The organism is Pseudomonas sp. NPDC086566 (genome assembly GCF_050280885.1).
Lineage (GTDB): Bacteria > Pseudomonadota > Gammaproteobacteria > Pseudomonadales > Pseudomonadaceae > Aquipseudomonas > Aquipseudomonas vlassakiae.
On record NZ_JBNNWD010000011.1, the window covers coordinates 60,005 to 81,660 of the forward strand.

The 21,656-nt window shown below is 61.7% G+C and carries 20 protein-coding genes; 15 read left to right on the forward strand and 5 right to left on the reverse strand.

The annotated features are described in order from the left end of the window. The first annotated feature begins 48 nt into the window (after window positions 1–48). From ACQKPS_RS23325 to ACQKPS_RS23345, 5 genes are all read left to right on the forward strand, one after another. Window positions 49–552 (forward strand): ureidoglycolate lyase, encoded by a 504-nt coding sequence (locus ACQKPS_RS23325; RefSeq protein ID WP_054884133.1) that lies wholly within the window; start codon window positions 49–51, stop codon window positions 550–552. A 45-nt stretch (window positions 553–597) separates the two neighbouring features. Next, window positions 598–1,926, forward strand: coding sequence for a urate hydroxylase PuuD (locus ACQKPS_RS23330; RefSeq protein ID WP_054884134.1), 1,329 nt, complete (start codon window positions 598–600; stop codon window positions 1,924–1,926). Window positions 1,927–2,121: 195 nt separating this feature from the next. Next, window positions 2,122–3,477: a nucleobase:cation symporter-2 family protein gene (locus tag ACQKPS_RS23335; RefSeq protein WP_054884135.1), complete on the forward strand. Its 1,356-nt coding sequence runs from the start codon at window positions 2,122–2,124 to the stop codon at window positions 3,475–3,477. 144 nt (window positions 3,478–3,621) lie between these two features. After that, window positions 3,622–4,407, forward strand: coding sequence for an outer membrane protein OmpK (locus ACQKPS_RS23340; RefSeq protein ID WP_054884195.1), 786 nt, complete (start codon window positions 3,622–3,624; stop codon window positions 4,405–4,407). A gap of 350 nt (window positions 4,408–4,757) precedes the next feature. After that, window positions 4,758–5,540 carry an outer membrane protein OmpK gene (locus ACQKPS_RS23345; RefSeq protein WP_283724973.1) on the forward strand — a complete coding sequence of 261 codons (783 nt, stop codon included), beginning with the start codon at window positions 4,758–4,760 and terminating at the stop codon, window positions 5,538–5,540. A 66-nt stretch (window positions 5,541–5,606) separates the two neighbouring features. Here ACQKPS_RS23345 and ACQKPS_RS23350 read toward each other — a convergent pair whose 3' ends face one another. After that, window positions 5,607–5,918, reverse strand: a complete 312-nt coding sequence (locus tag ACQKPS_RS23350) for a hypothetical protein (RefSeq protein ID WP_427605696.1) — start codon at window positions 5,916–5,918, stop codon at window positions 5,607–5,609. Between the two features lie 147 nt (window positions 5,919–6,065). Between ACQKPS_RS23350 and ACQKPS_RS23355 the strand changes: the two genes are divergently transcribed. Next, window positions 6,066–8,009 carry an LTA synthase family protein gene (locus ACQKPS_RS23355; RefSeq protein ID WP_427605697.1) on the forward strand — a complete coding sequence of 648 codons (1,944 nt, stop codon included), beginning with the start codon at window positions 6,066–6,068 and terminating at the stop codon, window positions 8,007–8,009. A 4-nt stretch (window positions 8,010–8,013) separates the two neighbouring features. Here ACQKPS_RS23355 and ACQKPS_RS23360 read toward each other — a convergent pair whose 3' ends face one another. After that, complete coding sequence (locus ACQKPS_RS23360) at window positions 8,014–8,928, reverse strand: DUF808 domain-containing protein (RefSeq protein WP_254484427.1); 915 nt, start codon at window positions 8,926–8,928, stop codon at window positions 8,014–8,016. Between the two features lie 132 nt (window positions 8,929–9,060). Here ACQKPS_RS23360 and ACQKPS_RS23365 point away from each other — a divergent pair, with 132 nt between their 5' ends. Next, entirely contained in the window at window positions 9,061–9,672 is a 612-nt protein-coding gene (locus tag ACQKPS_RS23365; protein ID WP_054884140.1) for a TetR/AcrR family transcriptional regulator, read from the forward strand. Between the two features lie 44 nt (window positions 9,673–9,716). Here ACQKPS_RS23365 and ACQKPS_RS23370 read toward each other — a convergent pair whose 3' ends face one another. After that, window positions 9,717–10,157, reverse strand: a complete 441-nt coding sequence (locus ACQKPS_RS23370; RefSeq protein ID WP_427605698.1) for a GlcG/HbpS family heme-binding protein — start codon at window positions 10,155–10,157, stop codon at window positions 9,717–9,719. Window positions 10,158–10,414: 257 nt separating this feature from the next. Between ACQKPS_RS23370 and gcl the strand changes: the two genes are divergently transcribed. From gcl to ACQKPS_RS23400, 6 genes are all read left to right on the forward strand, one after another. After that, window positions 10,415–12,190 (forward strand): glyoxylate carboligase, encoded by a 1,776-nt coding sequence (gene gcl / locus ACQKPS_RS23375; protein WP_054884142.1) that lies wholly within the window; start codon window positions 10,415–10,417, stop codon window positions 12,188–12,190. A 54-nt stretch (window positions 12,191–12,244) separates the two neighbouring features. Further along, a complete protein-coding gene (gene hyi, locus ACQKPS_RS23380; protein ID WP_254484426.1) occupies window positions 12,245–13,027 on the forward strand; it encodes a hydroxypyruvate isomerase in 783 nt (260 codons plus the stop codon). Window positions 13,028–13,077: 50 nt separating this feature from the next. Further along, window positions 13,078–13,968 (forward strand): 2-hydroxy-3-oxopropionate reductase, encoded by an 891-nt coding sequence (locus tag ACQKPS_RS23385; RefSeq protein ID WP_254484424.1) that lies wholly within the window; start codon window positions 13,078–13,080, stop codon window positions 13,966–13,968. Between the two features lie 156 nt (window positions 13,969–14,124). Next, complete coding sequence (locus ACQKPS_RS23390) at window positions 14,125–15,402, forward strand: glycerate kinase type-2 family protein (protein ID WP_427605699.1); 1,278 nt, start codon at window positions 14,125–14,127, stop codon at window positions 15,400–15,402. Continuing rightward, window positions 15,399–16,814, forward strand: a complete 1,416-nt coding sequence (pyk, locus tag ACQKPS_RS23395) for a pyruvate kinase (protein WP_176506567.1) — start codon at window positions 15,399–15,401, stop codon at window positions 16,812–16,814. Before ACQKPS_RS23390 ends, pyk begins: the two co-directional genes overlap by 4 nt. A 126-nt stretch (window positions 16,815–16,940) precedes the next feature. Then, entirely contained in the window at window positions 16,941–17,855 is a 915-nt protein-coding gene (locus ACQKPS_RS23400) for an urea transporter (RefSeq protein ID WP_427605700.1), read from the forward strand. Here the strand turns inward: ACQKPS_RS23400 and ACQKPS_RS23405 are convergent. Further along, window positions 17,827–18,582, reverse strand: a complete 756-nt coding sequence (locus tag ACQKPS_RS23405) for an RHS repeat-associated core domain-containing protein (protein ID WP_427605701.1) — start codon at window positions 18,580–18,582, stop codon at window positions 17,827–17,829. The two genes, ACQKPS_RS23400 and ACQKPS_RS23405, sit on opposite strands and share 29 nt — an antisense overlap. A 144-nt stretch (window positions 18,583–18,726) precedes the next feature. On the opposite strand from ACQKPS_RS23405, the gene ACQKPS_RS23410 reads away from it, so the two are divergent. Together ACQKPS_RS23410 and ACQKPS_RS23415 are read left to right on the forward strand one after the other, a co-directional pair. After that, window positions 18,727–19,551: an ion transporter gene (locus tag ACQKPS_RS23410; protein WP_427605702.1), complete on the forward strand. Its 825-nt coding sequence runs from the start codon at window positions 18,727–18,729 to the stop codon at window positions 19,549–19,551. 92 nt (window positions 19,552–19,643) lie between these two features. Next, window positions 19,644–20,645, forward strand: coding sequence for a sulfate ABC transporter substrate-binding protein (locus ACQKPS_RS23415; protein WP_186603284.1), 1,002 nt, complete (start codon window positions 19,644–19,646; stop codon window positions 20,643–20,645). 73 nt (window positions 20,646–20,718) lie between these two features. On the opposite strand, the gene ACQKPS_RS23420 is transcribed toward ACQKPS_RS23415, so the two are convergent. Continuing rightward, on the reverse strand, window positions 20,719–21,645 hold the full coding sequence (locus tag ACQKPS_RS23420; protein WP_427605703.1) for a class I SAM-dependent methyltransferase: 927 nt from the start codon (window positions 21,643–21,645) through the stop codon (window positions 20,719–20,721). Window positions 21,646–21,656 lie beyond the last annotated feature (11 nt).

The window sequence follows — 21,656 nt, forward strand, 5'->3', positions numbered from 1 at the left end:
AACAGCCGAACCTAATTCAGCACATCGAACAATAGAAGAGATATCCGCATGCGCACCCTGATGATCGAGCCCCTGACCAAAGAAGCCTTCGCCGAATTCGGAGACGTGATCGAAACCGATGGCAGCGATCACTTCATGATCAACAACGGCTCGACCATGCGCTTCCACAAGCTCGCCACGGTCGAGACCGCCGAGCCCGAGGACAAGGCGATCATCAGCATCTTCCGCGCCGACGCGCAGGACATGCCGCTGACCGTACGCATGCTGGAACGCCATCCGCTGGGCAGCCAGGCTTTCATCCCGCTGCTCGGCAACCCCTTTCTGATCGTGGTCGCGCCCGTTGGCGATGCACCTGTATCAGGCTTGGTCCGTGCCTTCCGTAGTAACGGCAGGCAGGGCGTTAATTACCATCGCGGCGTCTGGCACCACCCGGTGCTGACGATCGAAAAGCGGGATGACTTCCTGGTGGTTGATCGCAGCGGTTCTGGCAACAACTGCGATGAGCATTACTTCACCGAGGAACAGATGCTGATCCTCAATCCCCACCAATAAGAAAAGGTCGGTCATCGTTCACGGTGATCGGCAGAGGTACATACTGTGGAAGCACACCTTCACGAATGGCTGAACCTGAGCATTCGCTGGGTTCACATGATCACCGGCGTGGCCTGGATCGGTGCATCGTTCTACTTCGTCTGGCTGGAGAACCACCTGAACCGAAGCAACCCGCGCGATGGGTTATCGGGTGATCTCTGGGCGATTCACGGCGGTGGTATCTACCACCTGGAGAAATACAAGCTCGCACCCCCGAAAATGCCCGAGAACCTGCACTGGTTCAAATGGGAAGCCTACTTCACCTGGATGTCCGGTATCGCCTTGCTGTGCGTGGTGTTCTACTGGAACCCGAGCCTGTACCTGCTGGCCCCCGGCAGCACCCTGAGCGGTGCCGAAGGCGTGGCCATCGGTATCGGTTCGCTGGTTGCCGGCTGGTTCATCTACGACTTCCTGTGCGACTCGCCGCTGGGCAAGCACCCTGCCCTGCTCGGCGCCGTGCTGTTCGTCCTGATCATTGCCGCCTGCTTCGGCTTCAGCCTGGTGTTCAGCGGCCGCGGTGCCTACCTGCACACCGGCGCGATCATCGGCACCATCATGGTCGGCAACGTGTTCCGCATCATCATGCCGGCCCAGCGCCAGCTGGTAGCGGCGATCGAGAACAACCAGACACCGGACCCGGTACTGCCGGCCAAGGGCCTGCTGCGCTCGCGTCACAACAACTACTTCACCCTGCCGGTGCTGTTCATCATGATCAGCAACCACTTCCCGAGCACCTACGGTAGCCAGTACAACTGGCTGATCCTGGCCGGTATCGCAGTAGCCGCGGTTCTGATCCGCCACTACTTCAACACCCGCCACGACAGCAACAAGTACGCCTGGACCCTGCCGGTCGGTGCCCTGGCGATGATCTGCCTGGCCTACGTCACCGGCCCCAAGCCGATGGCCGTCAGCCCTGAGCAGGCCGCAGCGAAGGTCGAGTACCAGCCACTGCCAGCCACCGCCGTCGGGGGCAAGACCGCCGCCGAACTGCGCGCTGAAGAAGCCGCCAAGGCCGCCGAAGCGCCAGCCGCACCCGCCGAGGCCCCGGCCCAGGCAACGGCTCAGGCCGCCGGTGGCGACTTCGAGAAGATCCATAAAGTCATCCAGGAACGCTGCAGCGTGTGCCACTCGTCGAAACCGACCAGCCCACTGTTCAGCGCAGCACCGGCCGGCGTGATGTTCGACACCCCGCAGCAGATCCAGGCCCAGGCCGCGCGCATTCAGGCGCAAGCGGTCGCCAGCCAGATCATGCCGCTGGGCAACATCACCCAGATGACCGCCGAAGAGCGCAAGCTCGTCGGCGACTGGATCGCCAAAGGCGCTCAGGTCAACTGATCCACCGGGCACCCCGCTCTCCCTGGAGAGTGGGCTTGCCCGCGAAGAGGCCGGTTGATCCGGCCTCTGCTTCAAGACATACGCAACAAGCAAGCATCGAGCGTTCGACTGCTGGCGGGAAACCCGGGCTGCCTTGGCCCGCCGCTTGCGACCGGCGCTTGGATCCGAGAATAAAAACAAAACTCGAGGTGCTGCATGTCCGAGTCACGCAAGGCGTACATCCCAGTTGCGCCGCCGCGACAGCCTCTGCCCCTGTTCCAACTGATCCTGGTTGGCCTGCAACATGTGTTGCTGATGTACGGGGGGGCGATCGCCGTCCCTCTGATCATCGGCCAGGCCGCTGGTTTGTCCCGTGAAGAAGTTGCTTTCCTGATCAACGCCGACCTGTTGGTCGCCGGTGTCGCCACCATCATCCAGTCGTTCGGTATCGGCCCGGTCGGGATCCGCATGCCGGTGATGATGGGTGCCAGTTTTGCGGCCGTCGGCAGCATGGTGGCCATGGCCGGCATGCCGGGCGTCGGCCTGCAAGGGATCTTCGGCGCGACCATCGCTGCCGGGTTCTTCGGCATGCTGATCGCGCCGTTCATGTCCAAGGTCGTACGCTTCTTCCCGCCCCTGGTCACCGGTACGGTGATCACCTCGATTGGCCTGTCGCTGTTCCCCGTAGCGGTCAACTGGGCCGGTGGTGGCCAGGACGCCACGACCTTCGGTTCGCCGATCTACCTGCTGGTGGCTGGCCTGGTGCTGGCAGTCATCCTGTTGATCAACCGCTTCATGCGTGGCTTCTGGGTCAACGTGTCGGTGCTGGTGGGCATGGGCCTTGGCTACATCCTGGCCGGCTCCATCGGCATGGTCGACCTGTCGGGCCTGGGCGACACGCCGTGGCTGCAAGTGGTGACGCCACTGCACTTCGGCATGCCGACCTTCAGCCTGGCGCCGATCCTGTCGATGTGCCTGGTGGTGGTGATCATCTTCGTCGAGTCGACGGGCATGTTCCTCGCCCTGGGCAAGGTGACAGACCGTGAAGTGACACCTGGAATGCTGCGTCGCGGCCTGTTGTGCGATGCCGGTGCGTCGTTCGTCGCCGGTTTCTTCAACACCTTCACCCACTCCTCGTTCGCCCAGAACATCGGCCTGGTGCAAATGACTGGCGTACGTTGCCGTTACGTCACGGTAATGGCCGGTGCGCTGCTGATCATGCTCAGCCTGTTGCCCAAGGCGGCCTTCCTGATCGCCTCGATCCCGCCTGCAGTATTGGGCGGCGCGTCCATCGCCATGTTCGGCATGGTCACCGCCACCGGGATCAAGATCCTCCAGGAAGCCGACATCGGCGACCGCCGCAACCAGCTGCTGGTGGCGGTGAGCGTCGGCTTCGGCCTGATTCCCGTGGTCAAGCCGGAGTTCTTTGCACAGATGCCGCAGTGGATGGAGCCCATCACCCACAGCGGGATCGCCATGGCCACGGTCAGTGCCCTGGTGCTCAACGTGCTGTTCAACATCCTCGGTGGTGCCGAGCGCGCCGTGCATAACGACGCCTGCCACCAGCATTGAGCCCTGAGCGGGGCGGCGCAGTGTGCCGCCCCTGCTCACATTCCGCAGTAACCGTTTCACCGTCGGCCCGCCGGAATGGGCCGCTCGGGGCGCCTGCGCGCCGAAAAAACCGCCAACAAAAACAATAAGTCCGGGAATCACAACATGAAGCGCATTGCATCAAGCCTGCTGTTGGGCAGCAGCCTGCTGGCCACCCTCCCCGCCCATGCAGGCGATTGGCTGCTGTGGCATGGCGAAAGCCTGACCTACCTGTATGGCAAGGATTTCAAGGTCAACCCGAGCATCCAGCAGACCGTCACCTTCGAGCATGCCAACAAATGGAAGTACGGCGACACGTTCATGTTCGTCGACAAGATCTTCTACAACGGCAAACCCGATCCCGGCAAAGGCGTGACCACCTACTACGGTGAGTTCAGCCCGCGCCTTTCTTTCGGCAAGATCTTCGACCAGAAGCTCGCCTTCGGCCCGGTCAAGGACGTGCTGCTGGCCATGACCTACGAACGCGGCGAAGGCGACAACGAGGCCTACCTGATCGGCCCCGGCTTCGACCTGGACATTCCCGGCTTCAACTACTTCACGCTGAATTTCTATGTGCGCAACACCGAAGGCAGCCGCCCCGGTGACAACGTCTGGCAGATTACCCCCGGCTGGTCCTACACCATCCCTGTGGGCAAATCCGACATTCTGATCGACGGTTACATGGACTGGGTCACCGACAACGACCAGAACAAACGGGGCACCTACCATGCCAACCTGCACTTCAACCCGCAGGTCAAATACGACCTGGGCAAGGCCCTGAATATCGGTGCCAAACAGCTCTACGTCGGCTTCGAGTACAGCTACTGGAAAGACAAGTACGGCATCGACAGCCGCGGCAATCTGGACAGTAATCAAAGTGTCGCCAGCGCGCTGATCAAAGTACACTTCTGAAAATCTGACCAAGCGCCCAAGTTTGTATCACCGTGCTCCAGGACGGAGCACTTGAGGCGCGGCGCGCAAGCCAGTAATCTGCGCGCCCCCTCGATCACGGCACAATGGATTCTGCCGGCGTTTACTGACCGCTCAGTCAATGAATTCGGGCGGTTGGCCGACGTGTTGCCAGCCTGAAATACCCATTTTCATCCGTTCAGAACGAGTCGAGCAGGAAGGTAGCAGCTAACCCCGAAAAGTTGGCGCAGCTCTTGCCAAATAGTTGTGGCCAATCGAAAAAAGCTGACTCAAAAGACAAAAAAGCGCCAACGAGCGCTGACAACAGATCAATCAAGGGAGCGACACTCGCAATGCGTACCATCAACAGCCTGATTCTCGCGGGCGGCCTGCTGGCCTGCGGCACCACCTTCGCCGGCGACCTGCTGCAGTGGCAGAACAACAGCCTGACCTACCTGTGGGGCAAGAACTTCAAGGTCAACCCAGAGATCCAGCAAACCTTCACCTTCGAGCATGCCGATGGCTGGAAGTACGGCGACAACTTCTTCTTCGTTGACAAGATTTTCTACCAGGGCAAGAAGGACGCCAACAACGGCCCCAACAGCTACTACGGCGAATTCAGCCCGCGCCTGTCGTTTGGCAAGATCTTCGACCAGAAGCTTGAGTTTGGCCCGGTCAAGGACGTGCTGCTGGCCGCGACCTACGAGTTTGGCGAAGGTGACGTCGACTCGTACCTGATCGGCCCGGGCTTCGACCTGAACATTCCGGGCTTCGACTACTTCCAGCTGAACTTCTACAACCGCATGCCTGAAGGCAGCCGCGCGGGTAACAATGTCTGGCAGATTACTCCGGTCTGGTCCTACACCATTCCGGTCGGTGACTCCGATGTGCTGATCGACGGTTTCATGGACTGGGTCGTCGACAACGACGAGAACCGTCACGGCACCTACCACGCCAACCTGCACTTCAACCCGCAGATCAAGTACGACCTGGGCAAGGCCCTGCACCTGGGCGAGAAGCAGCTGTATGTCGGTGTCGAGTACGATTACTGGAAGGACAAGTACGGCATCAAGGACAGCGATGGCTTTACCACTGACCAGAACACCATGAGCTTCCTGGTGAAAGTACACTTCTGATCGGCTGAAACGTGACAGCGCCGTTATCTGACGGCGCGGTCATGGAGCCGCCTTGTAAGTTTAAACTTACAGCTTTTTGAGATTAGTCTTACTTACAAAAAATATTGCCTTGAAAGTCAAAAATATGACCATCGGCAGTAACATGCCAAGCATCAGCAATACCAACTCCACTTCGTGGTGCGGGATTACCCGGAAGATATCCAGCACCAGCATTACCGCATTGATCGCCAATGCCAGGCCGAGCATCGCACAACACTTGTAAAGGGCCTGAGCGTCGCTGCTACGCAGCAGGAAACCAAAGCCCAAAGCCCCCCACGCCAGCGCGGTGAGCAGGTAGAGCGCCAAGTGATAGGCGTCGTAAGTCAGTACACCGAACATGTGCCCCCTCCCGATCAAGTCTGAATTGGCAAGTTACCACTATAAAGCCGTCACCCTCGTGCGCCGTAGATTTTTGACATTTTTTTTGCAACTTTTCGACTAGACTAGTTGCCCTCGCACAACCAAGAAATAAAACAGGCCAACTTGATGCGTACTCCCCTCGCCGCGCCGTGGCGCTATCTGCTGCTCGTTTGCTCAACCTGGTTCGGCATCTTTCTGCTGACACGACTCATATTGCTGGTGACTCATCTAGATGAGGTCAGCGGCAATTATTTCTCGATCTTCTTCGATGGGGCGATCTACGACCTGAGCTTCCTGATCTACACGGCCCTGCCTCTGGGCCTGTACCTGGCGCTTTGCCCGAACCGATTGTGGCGCTCGCGTGCCAACCGCTGGCTGCTCGGCGGCTTGCTGGTGGTCAGCCTGTTCGTGATGCTGTTCGTTGCCGTGGCTGAGTGGCTGTTCTGGGACGAATTCGGCGTACGCTTCAACTTCATCGCTGTCGACTACCTGGTCTATTCCAAGGAAGTGCTGGACAACATCCGCGAATCCTACCCACTGCCCGCATTGCTCAGCGGCATCGCGGTGGCTGCGGTCCTGCTCGGCCTGGCGTTGCGCAAGCCACTGGCCCAGGCACTCGCCGGCCCCGCCGCCACCTCGCGTCAGCGCTTGTCCGGGCTGGCTGTACTGGCGGTATTGGTCGGCCTCAACATCGTGGTGATCGACCAGCAGTTCCCGCGCGGCCAGGGCGGCAATGCCTATCAGCGCGAACTGGCCAGCAACGGCCCGTACCAGTTCTTCGCAGCCTTCCGTAACAACGAACTGGACTACACCCAGTTCTACGCCAGCCTCGGCGCCGGCGAAATCGGCGCGCAGATGCACCAGGAGCTGGCCGAACCCAATGCACAATTCCAAGGCCAGGAACCCCAGGACATCCGCCGCCACATCAATGCCAACGGCGAGCAGCGCACGCCGAACATCATCCTGGTGACCATCGAAAGCTTCAGCGCCAAGTACATGGGCAGCAACGGTGATGCGCGCAACCTCACGCCGAACCTCGATGCCCTGCGCCGCGAGAGCCTGTACTTCAACAATTTCTATGCCACCGGCACCCGTACCGACCGCGGCCTGGAAGCCATCACCCTGTCGATCCCGCCTACCCCGGGCCGCTCGATCGTCAAGCGCATCGGCCGCGAAAGCGGCTACGCCAGCCTTGGCCAGCAACTCACCGCCAAAGGCTATGACGCCGTATTCGTCTACGGCGGGCGCGGCTATTTCGACAACATGAATGCCTTCTTCAGCGGCAACGGCTACCGCATCGTCGACCAGAGCAGCGTCGATGAAAGCGAAATCAGCTTCAAGAATGCCTGGGGCATGGCCGACGAGGACCTGTACCGGCAGACCCTCAAGCTGGCCGATGCCGATCACGCCCGACAGAAGCCGTTCTTCCTGCAGTTGATGACCACCTCGAACCACCGCCCCTACACCTACCCGGATGGCCGCATCGACATTCCGTCAGGCGACGGCCGCGAAGGCGCGGTGAAGTACACCGACCATGCCATCGCTCAGTTCCTCAAGGAAGCCAAGGGCAAGCCATGGTTCGACAACACCTTGTTCGTGTTTGTCGCCGACCACACGGCCGGCAGTGCCGGGGTCGAGGACCTGCCGGTGAACAACTATCAGATCCCGCTGTGGATCTATGCGCCCAAAATGATCGAGCCCCGCGAAGACAGCAAGCTGGCCAGCCAGATCGACCTGGCTCCTACCCTGCTGGGCCTGCTCAACTTCGACTACACCTCGACCTTCTTCGGCCGCGACCTGCTCAAGCAAGACGACCTGCCGCCACGGGTGCTGATCGGCAACTACCAGCACCTGGGGCTGTTCGACGGCAGCGACCTGGCCATTCTCAGCCCGCGTGGCGGCATGCGTGTGCATGCAGACGCGCTGGGCAAGAGCCGGGAAACCACGGTTGCCAGCGACAACCCGCTGATCCGTCGGGCAATCGCCTATTACCAGAGTGCGGCCTACGGCTTCAGCCAGGGCCTGCTGGCCTGGAAGCCCGAAGAACAAGGCGTCGCTGCTGGCAAGTGAGCCCTCATGTGGCGGGCCGCAGCGCCCGCCACAGTTTCCCCGCAACAGCCACCACCGCCAGCACCACGGCTCCGGCCAGCACACCGGCCAGGCCATTGAGCAAGCCGCTGGTCAGCGCCCCACCGCGCCCCTCGCTGAATGCCTCGATCGCATGATGCAAGGGCGCCACGCCGTGTACCAGAATCCCGCCACCGACCAGGAACATCGCCGCAGTACCGATCACCGAGAGGCTCTTCATCATGTAGGGCGCGGCGCGCAGGATGCCATTGCCGATCGAACGGGACAGCGCTGAGGATTTCTGGGTCATCCACAGCCCCAGGTCGTCAAGCTTGACGATCCCCCCCACCAGCCCATACACACCGATGGTCATGACCACCGCGATGCCCGAAAGCACGATGATCTGCTGCGTCAGCGGCGTGTCGGCGACGATGCCCAAGGTAATGGCGATGATCTCGGCAGAGAGGATGAAGTCAGTACGCACCGCACCCTTGACCTTGGCTTTCTCGAACGCTACCAGGTCGACAGCGGCATCGGCCACAGCCTCCTTGCGTGCCTCGTGATGCAGCTGGTCCTCTTCCTTGCTGTGCAGAAACTTGTGCGCCAGCTTCTCGAAGCCCTCGAAACACAGGTAGGCGCCGCCGAGCATCAGCAGTGGCGTCACCGCCCAAGGGATGAACGCGCTGATCAACAGCGCTGCCGGCACCAGGATCGCCTTGTTCACCAGCGAGCCCTTGGCCACCGCCCATACCACCGGGAGCTCGCGATCGGCACGCACCCCGGTGACCTGCTGGGCATTGAGCGCCAGGTCGTCGCCCAGTACGCCTGCGGTCTTCTTCGCCGCAACCTTGGTCATCACCGACACATCGTCGAGCACCGTGGCGATATCGTCGATCAGTACCAGTAAACTGCTTCCTGCCATGTTTGTTTGTGTCCAAATGAGTCGATTTGCCGGATTCTAGCCCAAAGCCCCTGCCTTGAGCGCCCGTCGGGCGCGGTGCTACCATGCCCGATCCCTCTTAGAGGTGGCCAGACACGAGGAAGATCCCTGACCATGAGCACCATTCGCGAGCGCAACAAGGAACTGATCCTGCGCGCAGCCAGTGAAGAATTCGCCGACAAGGGCTTCGCCGCCACCAAGACCAGTGACATCGCCGCCAAGGCCGGCCTGCCCAAGCCGAACGTGTATTACTACTTCAAATCCAAGGACAACCTCTACCGCGAGGTCCTGGAGAGCATCATCGCGCCGATCATGCAGGCGTCGACGCCGTTCAATGCCGACGGTGATCCGAAAGAAGTATTGAGTGCGTACATCCGCTCGAAGATCCGCATTTCGCGTGACCTGCCCCATGCCTCGAAAGTGTTCGCCAGCGAAATCATGCATGGCGCGCCGCACCTGTCGCCAAGCCAGGTGGAGCAGTTGAACGAGCAGGCCCGGCACAACATCGAGTGCATCCAGCGCTGGATCGACCGCGGGCAGATCGCCCATGTCGATGCCCACCACCTGATGTTCAGCATCTGGGCCGCGACCCAGACCTACGCCGATTTCGATTGGCAGATTTCAGCCGTGACCGGCAAGGCCAGGCTGGCCGACAGCGATTACGATGCTGCGGCCGACACCATCATCCGCATGGTGCTCAAGGGCTGTGAGCCTGAAGCTGCCTGACAGGACCAGTGGGGCCGCTTTGCGGCCCCCTACAATCTCAAGCCTTACGCCGCTACACCCGCATCCGCCTTCAACCCCACCTCTTCGATCGCACTGATCGCGCACTGCTCGTCGATATCCGATGTATCGCCGCTGATCCCCACCGCTCCCAGCACCTTTCCATCCTGATCACGAATCAGCACGCCACCCGGCGCCGGCACCACCGGCCGCTCGCCCAAGCCGTTCAACGCGGCGAAAAACGTCGGCCGTTGCTGCGCATCCAGCGCCAGCAGGCGCGAGCCCTTGCCCAGGGCAATCGCACCCCAAGCCTTGCCCGTGGCCACTTCCGGGCGAATCAGGCTGGCGCCGTCCTCGCGTTGCAAGGCGAGCAGGTGCCCACCGGCATCCAGCACGGCCACGGTCAGGGGGGCGGCATTGATTGCGCGGCCCGCCGCCAACGCGGCGTTCACCAGGCTGACCGCGACTTTCAGGTTCAAAGCGTTCATGGAAAGGTCCTCTTCTTGTTGTGAGAAGCCCTGAGGGCAGGTGAAAAATCGATGAACCAATAGAACACAACTGAATTAATTTTTGTATACAATAAATTGAAACGATCGTATGCGAGACCGCAAACCACCGTTTTCACGGGCGCTCGAACGAAAGGGATCCTGTCCGACGAAAACCCGTTGACCTGAGCGGCCAGCCATGAATACACTCTGGCACAAAGCAAGTTGTATACAATTACAAAATCAATGAGGCACAAACCATGAGCAAAATGAGAGCAATCGATGCAGCCGTTCTGGTCATGCGCCGTGAAGGTGTAGATACCGCGTTCGGCATCCCGGGGGCTGCCATCAACCCGCTGTATTCGGCCCTGAAGAAAGTCGGTGGCATCGATCATGTCCTCGCTCGTCACGTCGAAGGCGCCTCGCACATGGCCGAGGGCTACACCCGGGCCAACCCAGGCAACATCGGCGTGTGTATCGGTACCTCCGGCCCAGCCGGCACCGACATGGTCACCGGCCTGTACAGCGCTTCGGCCGACTCCATCCCGATTCTCTGCATCACCGGCCAGGCTCCCCGTGCCCGCCTGCACAAGGAAGACTTTCAGGCTGTCGACATCACCAATATCGTCAAGCCAGTCACCAAGTGGGCGACCACCGTTCTGGAGCCAGGCCAAGTGCCCTACGCCTTCCAGAAGGCCTTCTATGAAATGCGTACCGGCCGCCCAGGCCCGGTGCTGATCGACCTGCCGTTCGACGTGCAGATGGCCGAGATCGAATTCGACATCGACGCCTACGAACCGCTGGCAATCAACAAACCGTCCGCCACCCGCGTTCAGGCCGAAAAAGCCCTGGCCCTGCTCAATGACGCCGAGCGCCCGCTGCTGGTAGCCGGTGGTGGCATCATCAACGCCGACGCCAGCGACAAGCTGGTCGAGTTCGCCGAACTGACCGGCGTACCGGTAATCCCGACCCTGATGGGCTGGGGCACCATCCCGGACGACCACGCACAGATGGTCGGCATGGTCGGCCTGCAGACTTCGCACCGCTACGGCAACGCCACCCTGCTCAAATCCGACCTGGTGTTCGGTATCGGTAACCGTTGGGCCAACCGCCACACCGGTTCCGTCGACGTCTACACCGAAGGCCGCAAGTTCGTGCACGTGGACATCGAGCCGACCCAGATTGGCCGCGTGTTCACCCCGGACCTGGGGATCGTTTCCGACGCCGGCAAGGCCCTGGACGTGTTCCTCGAAGTGGCCCGCGAGTGGAAAGCCGCTGGCAAGCTGAAGTGCCGCAAGGCCTGGCTGGAAGACTGCCAGCAGCGCAAGGCCAGCCTGCAGCGCAAGACCCACTTCGACAACGTGCCGGTCAAGCCGCAGCGCGTGTACGAAGAGATGAACCAGGTGTTCGGCAAGGACACCTGCTACGTCAGCACCATCGGCCTGTCGCAGATCGCCGGTGCGCAGTTCCTGCACGTGTACAAGCCACGCCACTGGATCAACTGTGGCCAGGCCGGCCCGCTGGGCTGGACCATTCCTGCCGCGCTGGGCGTGGTCAAGGCCGATCCGAAGCGCAAGGTGGTCGCGCTGTCGGGTGACTACGACTTCCAGTTCATGATCGAAGAGCTGGCCGTCGGCGCGCAATTCAACCTGCCTTACGTCCACGTGCTGGTGAACAACGCCTATCTGGGCCTGATCCGTCAGGCGCAGCGTGGCTTCGACATGGATTACTGTGTACAACTGGCGTTCGAGAACATCAACTCGACCGACGCTGCCACCTACGGTGTCGACCACGTCGCCGTGGTCGAAGGCCTGGGCTGCAAGGCCATCCGCGTGTTCGAGCCGGCCGAGATCGCCCCTGCCCTGCTCAAGGCACAGAAGATGGCCGAAGAGTTCCGCGTACCGGTCGTGGTCGAAGTGATCCTCGAACGTGTGACCAACATTTCCATGGGCACCGAGATCAACGCGGTCAACGAGTTCGAAGACCTGGCCCTGGTCGGTAACGACGCGCCAACCGCCATCTCGCTGCTGGACTGATCGCCTGACGCCCCCGGGCTTGCCCTGGGGGCCTTCATCGCAAGGAGACAACCCATGCCTCGCTTCGCTGCCAACCTGTCCATGCTGTTCACCGAACAGGACTTCCTGGCCCGCTTCAAGGCTGCCGCCGACGCTGGTTTCAGCGGCGTCGAATACCTCTTCCCGTACGACTTCAGCGCAGCCGAAATCAAGCAGCAGCTGGACGCCAATGGCCTGACCCAGGTGCTGTTCAACCTGCCGGCCGGCGATTGGGCCAAGGGTGAACGCGGCATCACCTGCCACCCTGACCGTGTCGAAGAGTTCCGCGCCGGTGTCGACAAGGCCATCGAATACGCCAAGGTCCTGGGCAACACCCAGGTCAATGCCCTGGCCGGTATTCGCCCTCAAGGCCTGCAGTGCGCCGACGTGCGCAAGACCTTCGTGGAAAACCTGCGCTACGCCGCCGACAAGCTCAAAGCGGCCGGGATCCGCCTGGTCATGGAAATGATCAACACCCGCGACATCCCAGGCTTCTACCTGAACACCACGAAACAGGCCCTGGAAATCCAGGCCGAAGTCGGCAGCGACAACCTGTTCCTGCAGTACGACATCTACCACATGCAGATCATGGAAGGTGACCTGGCTCGCACCATGGAAGCCAACCTGAAACTGATCAACCACATCCAGCTGGCCGACAACCCAGGCCGCAACGAACCCGGCACCGGTGAGATCAACTACCGCTTCCTGTTCGAGCACCTGGACCGCATCGGCTACCAGGGCTGGGTGGGCGCGGAATACAAGCCGCTGACCACCACCGAAGCGGGCCTGGGCTGGCTGAAAACGCACAACGCGATCTGAATCACTGCTCCCATCGGGACCGCGAACAACTATAAAAGAGGTAATTTTTCATGGCTAAAATCGGTTTCCTCGGCACCGGCATCATGGGCAAGCCCATGGCGCAGAACCTGCAGAAAGCAGGTCACAGCATCTTCGTCTCCACCCACCACGACGCGGCACCGGCCGACCTGATCGCCGCGGGCGCCGTGGCCCTGGCCAACCCGAAGGAAGTGGCCCAGGAAGCCGAATTCATCATCATCATGGTGCCGGATACCCCACAGGTCGAAAGCGTCCTGTTCGGTGAAAACGGCGTCGCCGAAGGCGTAGGCCCGAACAAGGTGGTGATCGACATGAGCTCGATCTCCCCTACCGCCACCAAAGCCTTCGCCGAGAAGATCAAGGCCACTGGCGCCGCCTACCTGGACGCCCCGGTGTCCGGCGGTGAAGTCGGTGCCAAGGCCGCGACCCTGAGCATCATGGTCGGTGGCTGCCCGAAAGCCTTCGAGCGCACCCTGCCGCTGTTCGAAGCGATGGGCAAGAACATCACCCGCGTCGGTGGCAACGGTGACGGCCAGACCGCCAAGGTCGCCAACCAGATCATCGTCGCCCTGAACATCCAGGCCGTTGCCGAAGCCCTGCTGTTCGCCGCCAAGAACGGCGCCGACCCAGCCAAGGTGCGTGAAGCCCTGATGGGCGGCTTCGCGTCGTCGAAGATCCTCGAAGTGCACGCCGAGCGCATGATCAAAGGCACCTTCGACCCGGGCTTCCGCATCAACCTGCACCAGAAGGACCTCAACCTGGCCCTGCAAGGCGCCAAGGAACTGGGCATCAACCTGCCCAACACCTCCAATGCCCAGCAAGTGTTCAACACTTGCCAGGCCCTGGGCGGCGGCAACTGGGACCACTCGGCGCTGATCAAAGGCCTGGAGCACATGGCCAACTTCTCGATCCGCGACCTGTAGGAGCGAGCGCAGCTCGCGATGAAGCACACGCTGCCTGACCTGCGACCACAGGTCAGGTAGCGACCCCGAGCAACACCCGCCCCTGGTTCGGCCTGCACGGAGGCAGTTCCAGGGGCGTTTTTGATTCTGCAGAACAACAATAAATGGGAGCCTGCCATGTCGGTCGATCCGCAAAAACTTCTCCGCGACCTGTTCGACACAGCCATCGCCGCCGCCCACCCACGCCAGGTGCTCGAACCCTACCTGCCCGCCGACCGTAGCGGCCGGGTCATCGTCATCGGCGCCGGCAAGGCCGCAGCCGCCATGGCCGAAGTGGTCGAAAAAAGCTGGCAGGGCGACGTCTCCGGGCTGGTCGTGACCCGCTACGGTCACGGCGCCAACTGCCAGAAGATCGAGGTGGTCGAAGCCGCTCACCCGGTCCCCGATGCCGCCGGCCTGGCCGTGGCCAAGCGCGTGCTGGAGCTGGTCAGCAACCTTAACGAAGAAGACCGCGTCATCTTCCTGCTGTCTGGCGGTGGGTCCGCCCTGCTGGCACTGCCAGCCGAAGGCCTGACCCTGGCTGACAAGCAACAGATCAACAAGGCGCTGCTCAAATCCGGCGCCACCATCGGCGAGATGAACTGTGTGCGCAAGCACCTCTCGGCGATCAAGGGCGGCCGCCTGGCCAAGGCCTGCTGGCCTGCCACCGTCTACACCTATGCCATTTCCGACGTGCCTGGCGACCTGGCCACCGTCATCGCTTCCGGCCCGACCGTGGCCGACCCGAGCACCTCGGCCGATGCCCTGGCAATCCTCAAGCGCTACAACATCGAAGCGCCGAAAGAAGCCGTCATCGACTGGCTCAACAACCCCGCCTCGGAAACCGTCAAGGCCGATGACCCGGCTTTGGCACGCAGCCACTTCCAGCTGATCGCCAAACCGCAGCAGTCGCTCGAAGCCGCCGCGGTCAAAGCCCGCCAGGCCGGCTTCAGCCCGCTGATCCTAGGTGACCTGGAAGGCGAATCGCGCGAAGTGGCGAAGGTACACGCCGGCATTGCCCGGCAGATCGTGCTGCACGGCCAGCCGCTGAAGGCACCCTGCGTGATCCTCTCCGGTGGTGAAACCACCGTCACCGTAAGAGGCAACGGCCGTGGCGGGCGCAATGCCGAGTTCCTGCTCAGCCTCACCGAAAGCCTCAAAGGCCTGCCGGGCGTCTATGCCCTGGCCGGTGACACCGATGGCATCGACGGCTCGGAAGAAAACGCCGGCGCCTACATGACCCCAAGCAGTTACGCGCGCGCCGAAGCCCTGGGCCTGTCGGCCAGCGATGAGCTGGACAACAACAACGGCTATGGCTATTTCGCCGCGCTCGATGCCCTGATCGTCACCGAGCCGACCCGTACCAACGTCAACGACTTCCGCGCCATCCTGATCCTTGAGACTGCCCAATCATGACGCCTGATAAGAAAGTAAAGATCCTCGCCACCCTCGGCCCTGCGATCAAAGGCATCGACGACATCCGCCAGCTGGTCGAGGCCGGGGTGAACATCTTTCGCCTGAACTTCAGCCACGGCGAACACGCCGACCACGCCCTGCGTTACCAGTGGATACGCGAAGTCGAACAACAGCTCAACTACCCACTGGGCATCCTCATGGACCTGCAAGGGCCAAAGCTGCGCGTCGGCCGCTTCGCCGAGGGCAAGGTCCAGTTGCAACGCGGCCAGGCCCTGCGCCTGGACCTGGACAAGGCCCCGGGTGACAGCCGCCGGGTCAACCTGCCCCACCCGGAAATCATCGCAGCGCTGGAGCCGGGCATGGACCTGCTGCTCGACGACGGCAAGCTGCGCCTGCGGGTAACCGCCAAGCACGCAGACGCCATCGATACCGAAGTGCTCAACGGTGGCGAGCTGTCCGACCGCAAGGGCGTCAACGTGCCGCAAGCGGTGCTCGACCTCTCCCCGCTCACCGAGAAAGACCGCCGCGACCTGGCCTTCGGCCTGGAGCTGGGTGTGGACTGGGTGGCCCTGTCGTTCGTGCAGCGCCCGGAAGACATCGTCGAAGCGCGCCAGCTGATCGGTGACCGCGCCTACCTGATGGCCAAGATCGAAAAACCATCAGCGGTCGAACAACTGCAAGCCATCGCAGAACTTGCCGATGCGATCATGGTGGCGCGTGGCGACCTGGGCGTGGAAGTGCCGGCCGAAAGCGTGCCGCAGATCCAGAAGCGCATCATCGGCACCTGCCGCCAGCTGGGCAAACCGGTGGTGGTGGCCACCCAGATGCTCGAGTCCATGCGCTTCTCGCCAGCGCCGACCCGTGCCGAAGTCACCGATGTGGCCAACGCGGTGGCCGAAGGCGCCGATGCGGTGATGTTGTCGGCGGAGACCGCCTCCGGTGACTACCCGCTGGAAGCCGTGCAGATGATGAGCAAGATCATCCGCCAGGTGGAGAACGGCCCGGACTACCAGGCCCAACTGGACGTTGGCCGGCCGAAGGCCGAGGCCACTGTGTCGGACGCCATCAGCTGCGCGATCCGCCGTATCAGCGGCATCCTGCCGGTGGCGGTGCTGGTCAACTACAGCGAGTCAGGCGCATCGACCCTGCGTGCCGCGCGTGAGCGGCCACGGGCGCCGATCCTCAACCTGACGCCGAACCTGGCCACTGCCCGCCGCCTGAGCGTGGCCTGGGGCGTGCACTCGGTGGTCAACGACCGCCTGCGCCAGGTCGACGAGGTGGTGTCCACCGCGCTGGAGATTGCCCAGGCGCAAGGCATGGCCAGCCGGGGCGATACGCTGCTGATCACCGCCGGTGTGCCTTTCGGCAAGCCGGGCTCGACTAACACGCTGCGGATCGAGAACTTGATCTAAGCCACCACGCCTCTCCTGTTGGAGCGGGCATGCCCGCTCCAACCGGGTCAGTGGTGTGGCACATCACTGCGGAAAATCGAGGCCCAAAGAGGCCCACCGCTCCCCCATCAACCTTGCTGACTGCCCATGTACACCAAGAATTTCGTCAACCCGTGCCCCGACTGGGCCACGGCGCTGCTCAACGGCTTCAGCCAGGTGCTGCTGCTGCGCAACCCCCTGTGCGGCCTGTGCTGCCTGCTGGCCATCCTGCTGACCGCCCCCGACCTGGTCGGCGGCGCCCTGCTCGGCGCCCTCGCCGGCCTGCTCACTGCCCAACGCCGCGGCTACGACCGCGCCGACCGCCAGGCCGGGCTTTACTGCTACAACGGCGTACTGATCGGCATCCTGATCAGCGCCGTGCTGCCCTGGTCGGCGATCCTGCCGCCGCTGATCATCGCCGCCGGCGGCCTGTCGAGCATCATCACCCACCAATGGCGCAAGCGCGGCGGCAAGCTCTTGGTTGCCTATACCGCGCCGTTCGTGCTGCTCGGCTGGGCTGTCCTGCTATTCGCAAGCCCCGCGCCCAGCGGTTTCGTCGAGGCAGAACCGGCGTATGCCCTGGCGCGTGGCGTAGGGCAGATCTTCCTGCTCGACCAGCCGCTGGCCGGGTTGCTGATCATCGTCGGGATATTCATTGCCAATCCCTATGCGGCCATGTGGGCAGTGCTTGGCTCGGCCATTGGCGGTGGTATAGCGCTGCTTGCCGACCAGGCACAAGCCGCGTGGCTGGGCCTGTACGGTTTCAACGCCGCGCTGGCGGCACTGGCCTTCAGCCGGCAGGGTGAAAAACCTTGGGTGACGCTGCTGGCAATCGCCCTGGCCCTGCTACTGCAACCGCTGTTCAAGTTGCTGCCGGTGGCCGGCCTGACCGCGCCCTTCGTAGCGGCGTGCTGGCTGATGCACGTCGGCAACTATATTTTCACAACCTATCAAAAACGTGGCACACCCATTTGCACGGGTAAAAGCGCTTTCCTCAACGCTGACCCCGAACAGCACGAGTAGAGACAACTGCCGCTTCCGGGTTAACACTTTTCCGGTCCGCGTTGAGGGTTCCCCACTGTGTCTGGTCTCTGATGTTCAAACCATTGTCAGATAATGTGAAGTAATACAACGAATTACGGTAGACAGCTACCTCAATGTCGCTACCTGTGGAGAGAAGCTCATCCACACCTGCAATTAGAAAGTCCTTGGGCAATCTTGCATGTTCGATGAAGTTCGTACTCAAGGGAATCTTATTGGAGATCGAACGCTGGACGATCTCGACCGGGACGCCGTTGAGAACCATACTTGCACCGGTTCTATTGATTTTATGTCTACTCATGAGCGCCTCTACAGTAGGCTTGGGCGCAGCGGAGTACGTGTTCTCAGGCGCTCGACTACCACTTTGGATACGGGCGCGGATCAAAGGGGGAGTTACCGGTCTGGATGTGTTCCGACTACTTTGACCAAGGAGTCGTCCCGAATGTCCTGACGGATCGACTTTGTTCACAGAGTCGCCATTGCAGTAGGCGTATGCGTTCAGCCCCCCGCTGCCGAACGGACTATAAAAATCCTGACTTAATAAGCGCATTAGCGAAGGGCTATACAGGCGATATCCATTGCCGAGCATGTACCCACCAGCCACAGGCTCGAACCATTGGCCTGTGAACCTTATAGCGCCTTCATTGTGATTGACCGCAATGTACCCATAGGGCGTATAGGCATGAGCACATCTGTCCTTGTTTTTCATATAGCCTCCTAGGGAATGACTGCATGATTCTCGCCCTATTACGGCCTGAAGAAAACTGTCATTTCTGTTAGGTCATTTTTCCCTTGTGCCGCACCTACCCTCCCTCTAGTCTGAAATCCCTTAAGACTTAAAAAGTTACTCTCGATGCCTGCCCCATCCACTTTGCGCGAACGCCTCTACATCATGGTCTTCCAGACCGACACCGTAGCCGGCCGGCGCTTCGACAAGATCCTCCTGCTGATAATCCTGGCCAGCCTGGTCACGGTGATCCTCGACAGCATCGACGAAGTCCACCAGGGCTACGCCGGCCTGCTGGCCGCCATCGAGTGGGGCTTCACCGCGATCTTCCTGGCCGAGTACCTCACCCGCCTGTACTGCTCGCCCAAGCCCTTGCGCTATGCCTTCAGCTTCTACGGCCTGGTCGACCTGCTGGCGATCGTGCCTGGAATCATCGCCCTGTACTACAGCGACGCCCAGTACCTGTTGATGATCCGGGTGATCCGGATGCTGCGGATCTTCCGCGTGCTCAAGCTCAGCCCCTACCTCAAGCAGGCGCATTACCTGCTGGACGCACTGCGCGGCAGCAAGCAGAAGATCATCGTGTTCCTGGTCAGCGTGTCGACCCTGGTCACCGTGTTCGGTACCTTGATGTACGTCATAGAAGGCCCCGAGCATGGCTTTACCAGCATCCCGAAAGGCATCTACTGGGCGATCGTCACGCTGACCACGGTGGGCTTCGGCGACATCGTGCCGAAGACGCCGCTGGGCCAGGTGCTGTCGTCGCTGGTGATGATTACCGGTTATTCGATCATCGCCGTACCGACCGGGATCTTTACTGCAGAATTGGCCAATGCCATGCGCGGCGAGCAGCTGCAACATGCCTGTCCGACCTGCCACAAGAAGACACATGAACCTGGCGCAGCATTCTGCTCGCGCTGCGGCAGTGCGCTCTTTGCAAAAACCGAATAAGCAAAGTGCCATTTGGTCTTTAATCGGCCAATACCCAAACGTTATAGTCGGTGGCAGATTGCCAAACATTTGAAACATAACAAGGACGCACCGTGAAAAAACTCTTCACCGCCTCACTGCTCGCCGCCGGCCTGGCCCTCGGCAACCTGGCCCAGGCTGCCCCGACCCTGCTGAACGTTTCCTACGACGTGATGCGCGATTTCTACAAGGACTACAACCCGGCATTCCAGAAGCACTGGGAAGCCGAGCACAACGAGAAGGTCAATGTGCAGATGTCCTTCGGCGGCTCGAGCAAGCAGGCGCGTGCGGTGATCGATGGCCTGCCGGCCGATGTCATCACCATGAACATGGCCACGGACATCAACGCCTTGGCCGACAACGGCAAGCTGGTGCCGGATAACTGGGTGACCCGCCTGCCGAACAACAGCGCGCCGTTCACCTCGGCCACCGTGTTCATCGTGCGCAAGGGCAACCCCAAGGCCCTGAAGGACTGGCCCGACCTGCTCAAGGACGGCGTGCAGGTGATCGTGCCCAACCCCAAGACCTCGGGTAACGGCCGCTACACCTACCTGTCGGCCTGGGGCTATGTGCTCAAGCAAGGTGGCGACGAAACCAAGGCCCGCGAATTCGTCGGCAAACTGTTCAAGCAGGCGCCAGTGCTGGATACCGGTGGCCGTGCCGCCACCACCACGTTCATGACCAACCAGATCGGCGACGTGCTGGTCACCTTCGAGAACGAAGCCGAGATGATCGCCCGCGAGTTCGGCCGCGACCAGTTCGAAGTGGTCTACCCGAGTGTATCGGCCGAGGCCGAGCCGCCGGTAAGCGTGGTTGACAAGGTAGTGGCCAAGAAAGGTACCCAGGCCGTGGCCGAAGAATACCTGAAGTACCTGTGGTCGCCGGCGGCCCAGGAAATCGCCGCACAGAACTACCTGCGCCCGCGTGATGCGACAGTGCTGGCCAAGTACACTGACCGCTTCCCGAAAGTTGACTTCCTGTCGGTGGAGAAAACCTTTGGTGACTGGCGCACCGTGCAGAAGACCCACTTCAACGATGGTGGGGTGTTTGACCAGATCTACACCAATCAACAGTAATTGATGTAGGCAGGACCGGCCTCTCGCGGATAAATCCGCTCCTACAGCCGCGCAGAGGCCGGCACAGGTGACATCACAGCTGGCGGAACACCAGGGCCTTAAGCCCGCCCGCCGGGTCCACATCAGGAAACTCCGGCGGATTCTCCAGCCGCTCGACAAACGCCAACCCGGGCGCCTGCTCCGCCATCCCTTCGATCAGAAACTCCGGCCCGATCCCCGGGTCGTTGACGCAGGCCAAAACCGTCCCGCCGTCACTGAGCAACTCCGGCAAGCGCCGCAGGATCTTGGCGTAGTCCTGGGTCAGGACAAAGCTGCCGCGCTGGAAGGTCGGCGGGTCGATGATGATCAGGTCATAAGGCCCGTACTTGCGCACCTTGCCCCAGGACTTGAACAGTTCATGGCCCAGATAGGCGACCCGCGACGCATCGTGCCCGTTCAGGCGATGGTTATCGCGCCCGCGCGACAGCGCCGACTTGGCCATGTCCAGGTTCACCACCTGCTCGGCACCACCGGCGATCGCCGCCACCGAGAAACCACAGGTGTAGGCGAACAGGTTGAGTACCCGCTTGCCCGCCGCCTGCTCGCGCACCCAGCGCCGGCCGTAGCGCATGTCGAGGAACAGGCCGTTGTTCTGCCGTACACCCAGGTCGAGCAGATAGGTCAGGCCATTCTCGACCACCTCGCGCTGCTGGCAGGGCTCGCCCAGCAGCCACTGGCCCGGGCTGTCGGGCAGATAACGGTGCTGGATGAGGATCGCCTGGCCGGTCCATTGCGCGCGTTCGGCCAGGTTGCGCAGCATGGCTTGCAGTTCGGCCAGTTGGCCCTCTGGCGGTTCGCGGAACAGCGCTACCGACAGCACACCCTGCAGCCAGTCCACCGTGACCTGCTCCAGGCCCTCCCAGCAGCGGCCGCGGCCGTGGAACACGCGGCGGGTTTCGCCAGGGGCAGGGTCAAGGGCAGCGAGCAGGTGCTGTTCGAGGGTGTGCATCGGCGAGGTCATGGCGGGTCGCA

Bases quoted from the DNA above. Each gene is read 5' to 3' on its own strand.
- ACQKPS_RS23410 (WP_427605702.1), top strand. From the start codon at position 18,727: ATGCCTGCCCCATCCACTTTGCGCGAACGCCTCTACATCATGGTCTTC.
- ACQKPS_RS23360 (WP_254484427.1), bottom strand. From the start codon at position 8,928: ATGGCAGGAAGCAGTTTACTGGTACTGATCGACGATATCGCCACGGTG.
- ACQKPS_RS23420 (WP_427605703.1), bottom strand. From the start codon at position 21,645: ATGACCTCGCCGATGCACACCCTCGAACAGCACCTGCTCGCTGCCCTT.
- ACQKPS_RS23400 (WP_427605700.1), top strand. From the start codon at position 16,941: ATGTACACCAAGAATTTCGTCAACCCGTGCCCCGACTGGGCCACGGCG.
- ACQKPS_RS23365 (WP_054884140.1), top strand. From the start codon at position 9,061: ATGAGCACCATTCGCGAGCGCAACAAGGAACTGATCCTGCGCGCAGCC.
- ACQKPS_RS23370 (WP_427605698.1), bottom strand. From the start codon at position 10,157: ATGAACGCTTTGAACCTGAAAGTCGCGGTCAGCCTGGTGAACGCCGCG.
- ACQKPS_RS23385 (WP_254484424.1), top strand. From the start codon at position 13,078: ATGGCTAAAATCGGTTTCCTCGGCACCGGCATCATGGGCAAGCCCATG.
- hyi (WP_254484426.1), top strand. From the start codon at position 12,245: ATGCCTCGCTTCGCTGCCAACCTGTCCATGCTGTTCACCGAACAGGAC.
- ACQKPS_RS23345 (WP_283724973.1), top strand. From the start codon at position 4,758: ATGCGTACCATCAACAGCCTGATTCTCGCGGGCGGCCTGCTGGCCTGC.
- ACQKPS_RS23405 (WP_427605701.1), bottom strand. From the start codon at position 18,582: ATGAAAAACAAGGACAGATGTGCTCATGCCTATACGCCCTATGGGTAC.
- ACQKPS_RS23335 (WP_054884135.1), top strand. From the start codon at position 2,122: ATGTCCGAGTCACGCAAGGCGTACATCCCAGTTGCGCCGCCGCGACAG.
- gcl (WP_054884142.1), top strand. From the start codon at position 10,415: ATGAGCAAAATGAGAGCAATCGATGCAGCCGTTCTGGTCATGCGCCGT.
- ACQKPS_RS23325 (WP_054884133.1), top strand. From the start codon at position 49: ATGCGCACCCTGATGATCGAGCCCCTGACCAAAGAAGCCTTCGCCGAA.
- ACQKPS_RS23340 (WP_054884195.1), top strand. From the start codon at position 3,622: ATGAAGCGCATTGCATCAAGCCTGCTGTTGGGCAGCAGCCTGCTGGCC.
- ACQKPS_RS23350 (WP_427605696.1), bottom strand. From the start codon at position 5,918: ATGTTCGGTGTACTGACTTACGACGCCTATCACTTGGCGCTCTACCTG.
- pyk (WP_176506567.1), top strand. From the start codon at position 15,399: ATGACGCCTGATAAGAAAGTAAAGATCCTCGCCACCCTCGGCCCTGCG.
- ACQKPS_RS23390 (WP_427605699.1), top strand. From the start codon at position 14,125: ATGTCGGTCGATCCGCAAAAACTTCTCCGCGACCTGTTCGACACAGCC.
- ACQKPS_RS23355 (WP_427605697.1), top strand. From the start codon at position 6,066: ATGCGTACTCCCCTCGCCGCGCCGTGGCGCTATCTGCTGCTCGTTTGC.